Here is a 13,924-nt window from a genome sequence, read left to right as displayed (position 1 = left end):
GATGAGCACTCGATTTAAGGAAGAAATATGTCAGTTATAGATACAGCAGGGCAAGTCAGACGTGGTGAAGAGCTCGATATCGTTTCAGTCACAAACTGGTTAAATCAAAATGGTGTGGAAGTGATTGAGCCTGTAGAAGTTACACAATATTCTGGTGGAGCTTCAAACTGGACATACCGGCTAAAATATAGCAATGCAGATCTGATATTAAGAAGACCACCCGCAGGAACCAAAGCCAAATCTGCTCATGATATGGTTCGAGAACATAATGTTCAGAAAGCTTTAAAAGATCTATATCCAGTCGTGCCCAAAATGCTGGCATTATGTCAGGATGAATCTGTACTCGGATGCGATTTTTATGTGATGCAGCGAATTGAGGGAATTATACCAAGGGCAAAGCTTCCACCAGAACTAAAACTCACTGAATTTGATGTGCATCAGCTTTGTATAAATGTTTTAGACAAATTGATTGAATTGCACCAAGTTCCTTATCAAGGAACAGCACTTGAGCAAATTGGAAAAGGTGAGGGTTACTGCCGTCGTCAGGTCGAAGGTTGGGACAGTCGCTACGACAAAGCCCATACCATCAATGTGCCGACCTTTAAGTTTGTACGAAATTGGCTTAAAGACAATATTCCTGAGGATTCAACCAACTGTATTATTCACAACGATTGGCGTTTTGATAATGTCATTTTGAATCCTCAACAGCCTACTGAGGTCATCGGGGTGTTGGATTGGGAAATGGCGACAATTGGTGATCCACTTATGGATTTAGGATCAGCCTTAGCATATTGGGTTGAAGAAAACGACAATATGATCTTTAAATCGACACGTCGACAACCTACACATCTTAAAGGCATGTTTACACGTAAAGAAGTTGTGGATTATTACCTAGAAAAAACAGGACTAAAGCCATCTAACTGGACGTTCTATGAAGTTTTTGGGATCTTTAGATTAGCGGTCATAGCACAACAAATTTATTATCGTTATTACCATAAACAAACGGATAATCCTGCATTTAAGGATTTTTGGATTGTGATTCATGCATTACATATTCGTGCTTTAAAACTCATAGGTATACAAAAGCTTGAAGCGAATGAAATTGCAAAAACTTATCTCGCAAAATTACAGGATATTCTGCCAAGATGACGACAATATATTTGGTCAGACATGGTCAAGCTTCATTTGGTGCTGAAAGTTATGATCAGCTTTCTCAGAAAGGTGAAGTTCAAGCACGTGTGTTGGGACAATATTTTCAAAAGTTAATACAAGAGCAGCCCTATGTATTAGCTGGCTCGATGAAACGTCATCAGCAGACGGCGGATATCTCTTTGAAAGAGTGTTTTCCTGACAGTCAGATTGATATCGATCCACATTGGAACGAGTTCAATCATCAACAAGTGTTTGCAAAATATGAACCACGTTTTGCAGATCCTGCATTACTTAAAAAAGATGTTGGTCAAGCGGTAGATCCTCGTGCCTATTTAGGAAAAATTTTTGAAGGTGCAATTCAACGTTGGACTAAGGGGGATTATCATCATGATTATGATGAAAGCTGGCCTCAATTTCAGCAAAGAGTACTTCAAGGCTTGAACAAACTATGTATACAACTTGAAACAGAAAAACCTCGCTATGCCGTAGTTTATACGTCTGGTGGTGTGATATCTGTCGTTGCAGGGCATTTACTTGGTTTAAGTGCAGACAAAACTTTTGCATTGAACTGGGCAATCACTAATACCAGTTTTACCACCTTGAGATTGGTTGGTACAGAACCACAATTACTCAGTTTAAATGAACATCATTATTTAAAAGAACAAGATCGTGATTTGCTCACTTGGATTTGATCAAGGCTATATGCCATAGAGAGAAAATGGAATGAACAAAACTATATTAATTACAGGTGCAAGCTCAGGTATCGGTGCTGGGATGGCACAAGAGTTTGCAAAAAAAGGATATAACCTAGCGATCTGTGCACGTCGTTTAGAAAGGTTGTATGCTTTAAAAGATGAAATAGAACAACGCTATCAGGTAAAAGTAAGTGCGAAGGTATTGGATGTCACGGATGATGAGCAAGTCTTCCGTGTATTTAAAGAGTTTAAAGATGAGCTAGGCACTATCGATCGAGTGATAGTCAACGCTGGTGTGGGCGAAGGACGTCGTATCGGTAAAGGTAATTTCGCGATTAATAAAGCAACAGTTGAAACTAATTTTATTTCTGCGATGGCACAATGTGAAGCAGCGGTCGAAATTTTTAGATCTCAAAATTCAGGACATTTAGTTGTAATTTCGTCGATGAGTGCTTTGCGTGGTATGCCAAAACATCTTACAGCTTATGCTGCCAGTAAAGCGGGAATTGCGCATTTAGCCGAAGGGATTCGGGCTGAACTTCTTGGAACACCAATTAAAGTTTCAACGATTTATCCTGGTTACATTCGAACTGAAATTAATGAAGGTGCTGGAAAATTACCTTTTGAGGTCGATCAAGCCACAGGATCACGACTATTAGCTGAAGCAATCGAAAAGCAACCAGTCAAAGCATATGTACCAAAGTGGCCATGGTTGCCATTGGGTTTTGCAATGAAGGTTTTACCGCTTCAGCTCGTCAATAAGCTGAGTTAAAAGAACGTCTTATAAATCCCACATTTAGTGGGATTTATTTTTAAAGAAATATTTCAAAGCATCTTGTATGACGATTTGCCAAACGGCATATGAATGTCCGCCTATATATTCTTGATAGTGAACATTGTGTCCCTGATCGATTAAATCCTGAGCGACAATCGGAGAGGTTTCTAGAATGCTTAAGCTATTATTTTGTCTCGAATATTCATAGCTATTGGCTGAAATATACCAATTGAGTTTCTTTGTATTGTCTAATGTTGAAGCTCTGATCAGTTTACTCATACCATTGATTGTATCGTTTGGATCAGATTTCCACCAAAATGAACCAGAAAGTGACACGACGTGACTAATATCATTGGATGTTTTTAACGCCAAATAAGCAGAACTCAGACCACCTAAACTTGAACCCAATAAGACTGTTTTGTTGTGATCACGTTGGTTGGGCAAATGTTGACTCATCCAAGGCAATAATTCTTCTTGAAAAAACTGTGTGTATTCTGGATTGGGGCTAAGTTCTTTAGCACGTAATTGATCATTTGGGTGTCCAACAAAAACAGCCTGTATAGGTGGGAGTTGCTGTTGTTCAACCAACTGATCTAATATCTGGGGAACTTTAACTAAATGCGCATATTGTTCACCATCAAAAAAAATCAGAGTGATATATGATTTTCCGACTTGAGGTGGAGTTGCATAAATCTGAATAAGACGATCATTTCCCAAAACTTTACTTTTCAACACGGAAGAAGTTAATTGTTTTTCACTTTTTTCAGCCATTTGAGTTGGATCAATAAAATTGGGCGCTCGACTGAGTTTTGCGATATTTTCATTCCTCAGCGTGGTATTCGTTTTTAAGGCAATGTTTTTAGAATCAAACCACTTATGAGGATTGAAAGGGTCGAGTTGTTGTACCTTTAAAATAGATCGACGCTGATCTCGTGATTCTTTTAAATTTGGGTTTAAATGTGGACAGTAATTTGATAAATATCCATCGATATTCGGTGAATCCACAGCAAAACTATAACTTCCGATAAATCTTGAATCGACAATACTTTCTTTAAACCAAATATCAGTACCTTTAAGTCGAGTTAACCACTCATGATCATTACTCGGACCACCGATTAATCGCACATTGTGTTTTGCACCACGATATAAATAAATGACACGTTGGTGTGTTTCATTAAAATCTTCAATTATTGGGGTTCGATTTTTACGAATTTCCGACCAAAATTGATCGAGGAGATGATTTTTTTGATCAGGATACATCTGAATCTGTTTTTGGATTTGTTGAAGCACCTTACTTTTAGCATCCATATCCTCACATACAGGGGCATAGGATTGAGTGCTGACTTGTAATGAATGATTTACAGAGAGATCAGCACTTACTGCGGAACTCACTAACATCAATATACAAAAAAATTTGATAGGATGATTCATGGATTTTAGCTTTGAATTAATTATGTAAATGATAATTATTTTCAATAATAAATAGCAATGAAAATATCAAAAAATCGTTTAAAATAGGAAATATCAAAACCTAAAATCAAATACATGTTTCTTAAATTAGCGACAATCGCACTCATTCCAGCTTTACTTGTGCAAGGTTACCAAGTCAAGAAAAATACACCTCGTTTAGCAGAAGCTTTGGGGGAAAGAAATGGTTTGGTTGGTAATGGCCCTCAAATATCAATTTTAATTTTAGGTGATTCAGCTGCTGCTGGTGTGGGTGTGCAATTTCAAGAAGATGCGCTAAGCGGAACATTGTTACAAGAATTAAGAGATCATTTTCAAATTCGCTGGTCATTAATTGCAAAAACTGGAAATCGTACTTCAGATGTAATTCGAACTATACAGGCTATTAATAACGATCAGTTTGATATTGTAGTAACTTCGATAGGGGTCAATGATGTAACACAGCTCATCTCACCACAAAAATGGATCTGCCTACAAGAACAATTATATTCACTGATCGCTGAGAAATTTTCACCCAAGCTCATTATCGCGACTGGAGTTCCACCGATGAATGAGTTTCCTGCATTACCAAATCCTTTAGCTTGGTTGTTTGGAAAATATGCCCATCAAATGAATGTTGAATTGGAAAATTGGATTGAACCACAACCAAAATTTGAATTGGTTAAATATGATTTGGATGAGTATAAACAACTCAATTTGAAGATGGCTGAGGATGGATTTCATCCAAGTAAAGAAATCTATCAGCTTTGGGCAAAAAAAATTAGTTCGATTATTCAAAATCACTGTAGATCGAAAAGTTAGACCGAAATTTGATATGAGTGATATCGAAACACATCCACTTGAGCCATTTGTACCTCAACAAGCCAAATTGCTCATGCTTGGCAGTTTTCCTCCGCCGAAAGCAAGATGGAAAATGGATTTTTATTATCCGAATTTTCAAAATGATATGTGGAAAATATATGGGTTGATCTTTTTTCAAGACTCTCATTATTTTCTAGACCGTGAAAATAAACAATTCAAAGAGCAAATGCTGAAAGATTTTCTAAATGAGTTGGGCATTGCAATATTTGATACAGCCTATCAAGTACGGCGTTTGAAAGACAATGCCTCAGATCAATTTCTAGAAATCGTTACACCGACAGATATGTTTCTATTGCTTAAAAAAATTCCATATTGTCGAGATATTATGACCACAGGTGATAAAGCAACTGAGACCTTATTAAAGTCAATGAATGCGTCTGTACACACTAAAGTTAAAATGGGTACAGTCGTGGATCTGCAATTTGATAACAAAGATATCCGAATTCATCGTATGCCATCTTCTTCAAGAGCTTATCCTTTAGCTCTTGAAAAGAAAGCCGAATACTATCGTGAACTTTTCCAGTCAATTGGATTAATTTAACAACCTGTTAAAGTCAATCGAGATGCTTATTACACATCATAATCTACATAATCCCACAAGTTTAAACGTGATTTAATTTCTTTACGAATATGTGGAAGCATATTGAGTAGAGTACCATCAATCCATAAAGATAATGCTTGAGCAGATAATTCTTGTCCTTCTTCATCAACTAAGCGGGCACCCTTCACAATCACGAGCGTTTGTTCTGAGACAGAGGTTTCAATGCCTTTGAAAAAAACTTGTAACTCATGACCATTGTCTAAAATTAACCAAGCCAATTCAATTTGAACATTATGGTTAGATTTTAACGTGATAGAACCTTCAACTAAGTCTTCATCAGTAAGGCAATCATAATCAACACTAATTTTAGCTAAATACCATTCATGCTGAGATAAATCTTCAAGTGATAAAAAAGGGGTGAGTATGTCGTTCAGATTATACTGTCGACTAAGGTCAAAAAATTGCATGGGAGTAGAGTAGAACCAAGGGTTCAAAAAATAAAACGTGAATAATAATGCAATTTATCCTGGTTGTACAAACCAGTCACAACAAAGAATTTACATCATCCATTCGATTGGGAGATAGGACAAAGACTTGAACATAAATCTCTGAAAACGAGTCGTTTCAGGGTCATGATCATGTATTAACTTTTCTTCACCTCGTTGTTCTTCCCATCTTAAGTTTTGATGTGCATCCAAATGTAGTTGATAGGCAACTTTGGGAAGATTTTCATCTAAAGATTGAGATATCTCTGTTTTAAAATCGGCTGACTCAATGATCAGTCCAAGTTCAGTATTCAAATACGCTGAACGTGGATCAAAATTGAATGTTCCAATAAAAACTTTATCATCTACAGTAAAAAATTTAGCATGAAGACGCGACGCATTTTTTCCTTTCGCAGGAATAACATTACCCGTCATAATTTCATACCAAGTCCGATCAGACCGTTCAATATAAGGTTTAAACTCGTAAAGTTTTACATCTGACCTTAAGAGTGGGGTTCGATATTTTTGATAAAATGCATGAACAATCGGGACATCATTTGCCAAATATGAGTTTGTTAAAACTCGAACTTTGACATTCTGCTCACTCAATTGTTTGAGGAAAGACTCACCATGAACAGTAGGAACAAAATAGGCAGACACCAAGTTTATTTCTTGAGCAGGTTTCCCCATAATGGATTTGAACTGATTAAACAGCAGTTCATGAGATTGAGCTTTCGCTCTGATTTTATTGGGGCTGTCTGCAACAAAATGAGCTTTAGACCAACGAATAGGATGTTTTTTTAAATTTTCTTCTAAAAAACGTTCTGCTTGATCAATACGTTTTTTAGTTTCAGCACCTTGAAAATTTTGCTTGGTTGAATAATGCGATCTTAAATACGCTAATTCTTTTTGAGACTCAGGAATTATTTGCTTAATATCATAACTCAGCTCATCATTCCAAAATTGGTGAAACACCGTGTTTGCGGCTGAAACTGATTGACCTGCAAATAAAATATCCATATCCGCGAATTGAAAATTGTCACTGGCATCAAAATATTCATTACTAATATTACGCCCCCCAGTAACAGCAATCGCTCCGTCAGCAATAATCAGTTTGTTATGCATTCTATGATTGACTTTATTAAAGCGAAACACATAATCCAAAACTCTAAAGCTGCGAAATTTGTAGGGATTGAATAGCTTAATTTCGATATTAGGATGTTCAGACAATGCGCTTAAGGTCGAGTCTAGTTGAGTGCCATTTTGATCATCAATTAACAGTCGAACCTTAACATTACGATCAGCTGCTTTGAGTAGGTCAGACAATAAATGCTGACCTATCACATCATTTTCCCAGATATAGTACTGTAAATCGATCGTATGTTTTGCTTCACGTATTAAATGAACACGTGAAGCCATACTCATAAAAGGATCATGAAGTGGTAAAAATGCAGTTAAACCTTGTTCAATATTGCGTCTTGTTTCTGGTGTATTGCTGAGCCAATGTGTGGTATGAGGTTGGATTGGGGCTTGTTTTATACTTGTATTCATCGCCAAATTACATCCAGTTAAAATAAAGAATGTGAGTAAACATAATATATGTCGCAACATATGCATCAAAGCTGTCGTTCCTAAATCTTATTGTTCAGTTGTATGGCTATAATATCATCAATCAAATAGTTGAATGTTTTTATCAAAAGCGGTTACTGTAACTTATCTGTTAAATCTTAATTTACAAAGGAAGTTTTCATCATGAAATCTCGTGCAGCGGTGGCATTCGGTCCAGGTCAGCCATTACAAATTGTTGAATTAGATGTTGCTCCACCACAAGCTGGTGAAGTATTGGTGAAAATTACGCATACAGGTGTTTGTCATACTGATGCATTTACACTTTCTGGTGAAGACCCAGAGGGCGTATTCCCTGCGGTACTTGGTCACGAAGGTGCAGGTATTGTGGTTGAAGTTGGTGAAGGCGTGACCAGTGTAAAACCAGGTGATCATGTCATTCCACTTTATACTGCAGAATGTGGCGAATGTTTGTTCTGTAAATCAAATAAAACAAACTTATGTGTCTCTGTACGTGCCACTCAAGGTAAAGGTGTTATGCCTGATGGAACGACTCGATTCTCTTATAAAGGCGAACCTATTTACCATTATATGGGGTGTTCAACATTCAGTGAATACACAGTTGTTGCCGAAGTATCGTTAGCAAAAATTAATCCTGAAGCAAACCCTGAACACGTTTGTTTATTGGGTTGTGGCGTGACGACTGGTATTGGTGCGGTTCACAATACTGCAAAAGTACAGGAAGGTGATACCGTTGCTGTGTTCGGTTTAGGTGGTATTGGTTTAGCAGTTGTTCAAGGTGCTAAACAAGCCAAAGCTGGCCGAATTATTGTAGTGGATACTAATCCAGAAAAATTTAAATTGGCTGAGCAGTTTGGTGCTACAGATTTCCTCAATCCTAAGGACTATGATCAACCTATTCAACAAGTCATTGTAGAGATGACTGGCTGGGGTGTTGATCATTCATTTGAGTGTATCGGTAATACAAACGTAATGCGTTCAGCGCTTGAATGTGCACACCGTGGTTGGGGGCAATCTGTCATTATCGGTGTGGCTGGTGCAGGTCAAGAAATCTCAACTCGTCCATTCCAATTAGTGACTGGACGTAAATGGATGGGTACAGCATTTGGTGGTGTAAAAGGTCGTACTCAATTACCAAAAATGGTTGAAGATGCGATGAAGGGTGACATTCAATTAGAACCTTTTGTTACTCATACTATGGGGCTAGAAGACATTAATAAAGCCTTTGACTTAATGCACGAAGGTAAATCAATCCGTACAGTTGTACATTTTTAATTGGGCAATAAAAAACGGGCGATATGCCCGTTTTTTTGTTTTTAAGCGGTAGCTTTCAAAACTTCTGCAATTGATTCAGCCACATAATCAATATTATTCAAGTTTAATCCTGCTGCGCACATACGGCCACTACGGACTAAATAAATACCATATTTATCTTTCAAAATATCCACTTGTTCGCCAGTCAAACCTGTATAACTGAACATACCTTGTTGTTTTACTAGATAGCTAAAGTCACGTTCAGGCAGAGCCGCACTCAATTTAGCATTTAACAATTCACGCATTTTAATAATACGTTCACGCATTTCTTGTAATTCAGCTTGCCATTGAGCAGTTAGATCTGCGTTGTTTAACACGTTCTCAACCAACAATGCACCTGTGCTTGCTGGACTAGAATAAATACGGCGTACAGTTGCTTTTAATTGTCCAAGGACTTTTTGAGCAGTAGCTTGATCATCACAGACAAATGTTAAGCCGCCGACACGCTCACCGTACAGTGAGAAGATTTTTGAGAATGAATTACTCACAATGAAATTCATACCTGATTTATCTAAAGCACGAATAAGGTATGCATCTTCTTCAAGACCTTTACCAAAACCTTGGTAAGCAATGTCAAGGAATGGAATAAGGTCATTCGCCTTAAGCACTTCGATCACTTGATCCCATTCTGCTGGCGTTAAATCTGCACCAGTTGGGTTATGGCAGCAAGGATGAAGTAATACAATACTTTTTGCTTTTAGTGTTTTTAATTCCTCAAGCATTGCTGGAACGTTAACGCCATTTGTATCAGCATCAAAATAAGGATAGAAATGAGATTGGATACCAGCGCCATTAAAAATTGCGATATGGTTATCCCAAGTTGGTTGACTTACCCAGATATCTGATTCAGGGAAATATTTTTTCAAAAAATCAGCACCGACTTTAAGTGCGCCTGAGCCACCAAGTGTCTGAATCGTGACAGCACGTCCATCTTTACGTGCTTGACTATCAGGACCTAAAACTAATGCTTGAGTCGCTTCGTTATAAGATTTCAAACCATCCATTGGTAAATAAAGTTTAACTTTATCGTTGCTCGGTTCAATGTTTTTGTACGCAGCTTTGACCGCATTTAACTGAGGTACAATACTGTCTTCGTTATAATATAGACCAATACTCAAATTCACTTTTTGAGTACGCTCATCTTTACTATATTCTTCCATAAGTGAAAGAATAGGGTCACCTGCATAAGCATCTACATGATGAAACATGGTCTAAATTTCCTAAAATGTTCAAAGTAAAAAGTTTAATCGGATAATATATATAATTTCCGCACGATCACAAGATCGAATTACAGGACTAATTTTTATAAAACTCAATACTTTTACTTATAACCGAAATTTTTTAATTGTCTTTAATATGCTGAATTATATAAATAAAAATTAAATTAACACTAAAATACAAACTCAACTGTTAGAATTTGAATCACATTTTTAAAGCTATTTGAGTATATACATGCGACTAAATGCTGAGATCACCAAATCAAATATGAATCAACGTCAACCTGCTCTTGTTCTGATTCATGGTCTTTTTGGTAGTTTATCGAACCTAGGCATGCTCGCGAGAGCATTTCAGGAAACGCATGATGTCATACAAATTGATTTGCGTAATCACGGTTTATCACCTCATTCTAATCAAATGAGTTATCAACTTATGGCGCAAGATGTTATAGAAACTTTAGATGATATGAATGTGCAACAATTTCACGTCATTGGTCATTCGATGGGGGGGAAAGTTGCCATGCACTTAGCAAACCTTGTACCACATCGAGTAGTTAAGTTGATTGTACTTGATATGGCACCCGTCGCTTATCAAAAATCTCATCATGATCAAATTTTCAAAGCTTTAGAAGAAGTTCAAAAAGCTCAAGTTGTTTCAAGAAAAGAGGCAACCGAGTTGATGCAGAAATATATTAATGAAATTGGCGTTATTCAATTTCTGCTTAAATCTTTCCGCAATGGACAGTGGCTATTCAACTTAGATGCACTTAAACAACAATATTTTCAGATTTTGTCATGGGAACGTCTTAATCCACAATCGAATGAAACTTTGTTTTTAAAAGGAGAATTATCCGATTATATTAATCTCGAGCGTGATAACGATCTTATTCGGTTCCAATATCCTAAAGCTAAATTTGTGACGATTGATGGCACTGGACATTGGTTACATGCAGAAAAACCAAGTGAGGTTATCAAAAACATTAAAGATTTTTTATAATAAATTAATTATAAGTTTAGATTATTTTTATATTAGTCGATACCTACTTAATATAAGTAGGTGTTTTTTTAATTAAAATCGGAATTATTTAATTCTAAGATGTCGAATTATCAAATAAATTCATTATTGTGTCGTATTTCATTATTTTTTATGCATTTTGTCTATTTAATATTCACAAGTGATAAAAATTATGTATCATGCAGAAATGGTATTTGTATTAATTTAGTCCATTTAAGTGTTATTATTATCACGTATTTTAAAATTAATGATGATTAATAATCATTATTAACTAAATTTAAATACTGATTAATTAAATTCTAAATTTTTACGCTGATTTTTGTATTCGTCATTTTGATGGGTTGTTATTTTCGAATAGGTGAACTATGAGCATTCTGGATCTGAATAGAGCTGATCATTTACAGTCCAAAGCTGTGCCTTTGCATCTAACACTGTCAGATGACTTTAAATTTGCACTCGATTTACTGCCCAATTTGATTTGGGTCAGTCACACCAACTCAGGGTATTGTAATCTCGCACTTAAACAATATATCGGTGCGGATACGCAAATCTTACGTGACGTAGACTGGCTTAAATTTGTTCATCCTGATGATGCTGAACATCTTTATCAGATTTGGAATGATGCTCAAAAAAACGGTCAGAAATTTGAAAAAGAGTGTCGTATAAAAAATAAATCAGGTGAATATCTTTGGTTCTTAATGCTTGCTGAACCTAAGGTGATTCAATCCAACCAGCAAAATTGGATGATAAGTTGCACAAATATCCATGATCGTACAATCAAAATGCGTGAAACTGCTGAGGCCTTGCGTGCCAATACAGATATGCTCGATGTCAGCGTAGACTGTATAAAAATTATCACACCAGATGGCAAGCTTGAACACATGAACAAATCTGGATGCATGGCATTACTGGGTCAAGAGCGTGTTAAGAAATTTGGAATGGATTGGTTAACGCTGTTACCACCTGAAGTACGTGAACAGGGGGCAAAAGCGATTAAAACAGCAGCTCGAGGGAAGAATGCCCGTTTTGCGGGGATGAGCACACACGGCGATACCGTGATGTATTGGGATAATATTTTAACACCTGTGCATGATGAACAAGGAAATACGACCAGTATTCTCTGTGTATCACGTGATATTACCCGTCAACGTGTTGCCGAAGCTAAACTAAAAATCAGCAGTGAATATGATGATCTGACTGGTCTGATGAATCGTCGTGCCTTCAAAAATAAATTAAAAGCGGCGATTTCACAAGCAAATCGTGAAAAAACACTTATTGGTATGATGTTTATTGATCTCGATCATTTTAAAAACATTAACGATACTTTAGGTCATCCTGCTGGAGATCATCTACTTAAAGTCTTATCTAAACGTCTGCAAAAGAGTTTGGATCGCAAGTGTATTGTTTCACGTTTAGGTGGAGATGAATTTGCAATTATTGTCCCAGGGATGACCTCAGAAGAAGAATTACATCAAACCACACAGAAAGTGCTTAAACAAAATATTGCCCCCATCACTTATGCAGGAAAAGTGATTAATAGTGGGATGAGTATTGGATGTGCCATTTATCCTAAAGATGCTCAAGATGTATTCGGATTGATGAAATGTGCGGATACCGCTCTAAATGATCTTAAAGAAAAAGGTCGTGGTGGGTATCGTATGTATGATGACGAAATGTTTGCACTTGCTGAAAAGAAGATGCAACAACTTGATACTGCTCGCTATATCATACAGGACAATTTAATCGAACCGTATTATCAACCTAAGGTTCGCTTAGATAACTGTCAGCTAATCGGATTTGAGGCTTTGATGCGTTGGCATGATACACAGCAGCAACTTCATTATCCAGCTTCAATCTCAGAAGCGTTTAACGATTATGAGCTGGCCAGTAAAATCAGTGAAATCATGCATCAAAAGATTTTCAGTGACATGGCAGATTGGATGTCTAAGGGCGTTCAACTTGTACCGATCTCAATTAATGCCTCTCCAGTTGAATTCATGCGTGACAATTATGCAGAATTGTTAATTCAACGTTTAGAACGACATCAAATTCCTGCTCATTTAATCGAGGTTGAGATTACAGAACATATTCTGTCTGAGCGTGGAGTAGAATTTGTGATTCGAGCACTACAAAAGCTCAAAAATTATGGTCTTCGAATCTCATTGGATGATTTCGGAACCGGTCATTCTTCAATGACGCATTTAAGAGATTATCCTGTCGACTGTCTCAAGATTGATTATGCTTTTGTGAATCGAATGAATGAGGAGAAGTCAATCAATTCAATTGTAGAGGGCATTGCTAAGCTCGGACCTATTCTGTCATTGGATGTGATCGCAGAAGGTGTCGAAACATGCCAACAGCTCTTAAGTCTTCAGGATGTTGGCTGTGCATATGGTCAAGGCTTTTTATTTAGCCAAGCGATTTGTAAGTCTGAGGCTGAGCAACTGATGCTCAAACAAGTATGTGCTATAAAAGATTGGCTTCCTACAGATAAGCAATAAACCATTGATATATTTGAGTTATGATTGATATAACGATATTTTTTATATAAATTGCTTGTCAATCAGTTTATTTATGCGTATTTTACTTTTAAGGGTTATATTTTAGATAATTTGATGAAAACGACACACTTGATTACTAACGCTTATTATTATTTTTGGCAATTTAACATCTAGTTGCCTAGACGTGTTCGGGCAACAAAAATGTTGCCCATCAAGTTTATACCTGATTGGCAACACCAATCAGGTTTTTTTTCATCTCAACAAATATAGGAGCATCTCATGAAAACATTGAATACTTTTTATTTTAGCAACGG

At 36.7% G+C, this 13,924-nt stretch carries 12 protein-coding genes; 8 read left to right on the top strand and 4 right to left on the bottom strand.

Annotated elements, in window-relative coordinates; genetic code table 11:
• Nucleotides 1-27 precede the first annotated feature (27 nt).
• Genes AC1M9M_RS00210 through AC1M9M_RS00200 form a run of 3 tightly spaced genes read left to right on the top strand, consistent with a single transcriptional unit; the run spans nt 28 to nt 2,619 of the window.
• Complete coding sequence (locus AC1M9M_RS00210; RefSeq protein WP_180027838.1) at nt 28-1,149, top strand: phosphotransferase family protein; 1,122 nt, start codon at nt 28-30, stop codon at nt 1,147-1,149.
• A complete protein-coding gene (locus tag AC1M9M_RS00205; RefSeq protein ID WP_481595278.1) occupies nt 1,146-1,844 on the top strand; it encodes a histidine phosphatase family protein in 699 nt (232 codons plus the stop codon). The genes AC1M9M_RS00210 and AC1M9M_RS00205 overlap by 4 nt, the downstream gene beginning before the upstream one ends.
• Before the next feature lie 31 nt (nt 1,845-1,875).
• Entirely contained in the window at nt 1,876-2,619 is a 744-nt protein-coding gene (locus AC1M9M_RS00200) for an SDR family oxidoreductase (protein WP_179997992.1), read from the top strand.
• A 24-nt stretch (nt 2,620-2,643) separates the two neighbouring features.
• Here AC1M9M_RS00200 and AC1M9M_RS00195 read toward each other — a convergent pair whose 3' ends face one another.
• Complete coding sequence (locus tag AC1M9M_RS00195) at nt 2,644-4,020, bottom strand: alpha/beta hydrolase-fold protein (protein WP_481595277.1); 1,377 nt, start codon at nt 4,018-4,020, stop codon at nt 2,644-2,646.
• 147 nt (nt 4,021-4,167) lie between these two features.
• Between AC1M9M_RS00195 and AC1M9M_RS00190 the strand changes: the two genes are divergently transcribed.
• A complete protein-coding gene (locus AC1M9M_RS00190) occupies nt 4,168-4,890 on the top strand; it encodes an SGNH/GDSL hydrolase family protein (protein WP_481587907.1) in 723 nt (240 codons plus the stop codon).
• A 13-nt stretch (nt 4,891-4,903) separates the two neighbouring features.
• Nucleotides 4,904-5,491, top strand: a complete 588-nt coding sequence (locus AC1M9M_RS00185) for a uracil-DNA glycosylase family protein (RefSeq protein ID WP_481587908.1) — start codon at nt 4,904-4,906, stop codon at nt 5,489-5,491.
• A gap of 29 nt (nt 5,492-5,520) precedes the next feature.
• On the opposite strand, the gene AC1M9M_RS00180 is transcribed toward AC1M9M_RS00185, so the two are convergent.
• On the bottom strand, nt 5,521-5,958 hold the full coding sequence (locus AC1M9M_RS00180; protein ID WP_481595276.1) for a hypothetical protein: 438 nt from the start codon (nt 5,956-5,958) through the stop codon (nt 5,521-5,523).
• 90 nt (nt 5,959-6,048) lie between these two features.
• Nucleotides 6,049-7,527, bottom strand: a complete 1,479-nt coding sequence (locus AC1M9M_RS00175) for a phospholipase D family protein (protein WP_481595275.1) — start codon at nt 7,525-7,527, stop codon at nt 6,049-6,051.
• Nucleotides 7,528-7,728: 201 nt separating this feature from the next.
• On the opposite strand from AC1M9M_RS00175, the gene AC1M9M_RS00170 reads away from it, so the two are divergent.
• On the top strand, nt 7,729-8,838 hold the full coding sequence (locus AC1M9M_RS00170) for an S-(hydroxymethyl)glutathione dehydrogenase/class III alcohol dehydrogenase (protein WP_481595274.1): 1,110 nt from the start codon (nt 7,729-7,731) through the stop codon (nt 8,836-8,838).
• A gap of 41 nt (nt 8,839-8,879) precedes the next feature.
• Here AC1M9M_RS00170 and AC1M9M_RS00165 read toward each other — a convergent pair whose 3' ends face one another.
• Nucleotides 8,880-10,085: an amino acid aminotransferase gene (locus tag AC1M9M_RS00165; protein ID WP_481595273.1), complete on the bottom strand. Its 1,206-nt coding sequence runs from the start codon at nt 10,083-10,085 to the stop codon at nt 8,880-8,882.
• Nucleotides 10,086-10,329: 244 nt separating this feature from the next.
• Between AC1M9M_RS00165 and AC1M9M_RS00160 the strand changes: the two genes are divergently transcribed.
• Together AC1M9M_RS00160 and AC1M9M_RS00155 are read left to right on the top strand one after the other, a co-directional pair.
• Complete coding sequence (locus AC1M9M_RS00160) at nt 10,330-11,091, top strand: alpha/beta fold hydrolase (RefSeq protein WP_481595272.1); 762 nt, start codon at nt 10,330-10,332, stop codon at nt 11,089-11,091.
• Between the two features lie 383 nt (nt 11,092-11,474).
• Complete coding sequence (locus tag AC1M9M_RS00155) at nt 11,475-13,610, top strand: sensor domain-containing protein (RefSeq protein WP_481595271.1); 2,136 nt, start codon at nt 11,475-11,477, stop codon at nt 13,608-13,610.
• Nucleotides 13,611-13,924 lie beyond the last annotated feature (314 nt).

The sequence above is a fragment of the Acinetobacter sp. ANC_7503 genome (assembly GCF_056780035.1).
The sequence above is the reverse complement of the archived record's forward strand: the minus strand, read 5'-3'. Positions and strand labels throughout refer to the sequence as shown.

Excerpts from the sequence above, each read along its gene's own strand:
- AC1M9M_RS00175 (WP_481595275.1), bottom strand. The coding sequence starts at position 7,527 with ATGAATACAAGTATAAAACAAGCCCCAATCCAACCTCATACCACACAT.
- AC1M9M_RS00155 (WP_481595271.1), top strand. The coding sequence starts at position 11,475 with ATGAGCATTCTGGATCTGAATAGAGCTGATCATTTACAGTCCAAAGCT.
- AC1M9M_RS00160 (WP_481595272.1), top strand. The coding sequence starts at position 10,330 with ATGCGACTAAATGCTGAGATCACCAAATCAAATATGAATCAACGTCAA.
- AC1M9M_RS00195 (WP_481595277.1), bottom strand. The coding sequence starts at position 4,020 with ATGTTAGTGAGTTCCGCAGTAAGTGCTGATCTCTCTGTAAATCATTCA.
- AC1M9M_RS00190 (WP_481587907.1), top strand. The coding sequence starts at position 4,168 with ATGTTTCTTAAATTAGCGACAATCGCACTCATTCCAGCTTTACTTGTG.
- AC1M9M_RS00180 (WP_481595276.1), bottom strand. The coding sequence starts at position 5,958 with ATGCAATTTTTTGACCTTAGTCGACAGTATAATCTGAACGACATACTC.
- AC1M9M_RS00210 (WP_180027838.1), top strand. The coding sequence starts at position 28 with ATGTCAGTTATAGATACAGCAGGGCAAGTCAGACGTGGTGAAGAGCTC.
- AC1M9M_RS00205 (WP_481595278.1), top strand. The coding sequence starts at position 1,146 with ATGACGACAATATATTTGGTCAGACATGGTCAAGCTTCATTTGGTGCT.
- AC1M9M_RS00200 (WP_179997992.1), top strand. The coding sequence starts at position 1,876 with ATGAACAAAACTATATTAATTACAGGTGCAAGCTCAGGTATCGGTGCT.
- AC1M9M_RS00170 (WP_481595274.1), top strand. The coding sequence starts at position 7,729 with ATGAAATCTCGTGCAGCGGTGGCATTCGGTCCAGGTCAGCCATTACAA.
- AC1M9M_RS00185 (WP_481587908.1), top strand. The coding sequence starts at position 4,904 with ATGAGTGATATCGAAACACATCCACTTGAGCCATTTGTACCTCAACAA.
- AC1M9M_RS00165 (WP_481595273.1), bottom strand. The coding sequence starts at position 10,085 with ATGTTTCATCATGTAGATGCTTATGCAGGTGACCCTATTCTTTCACTT.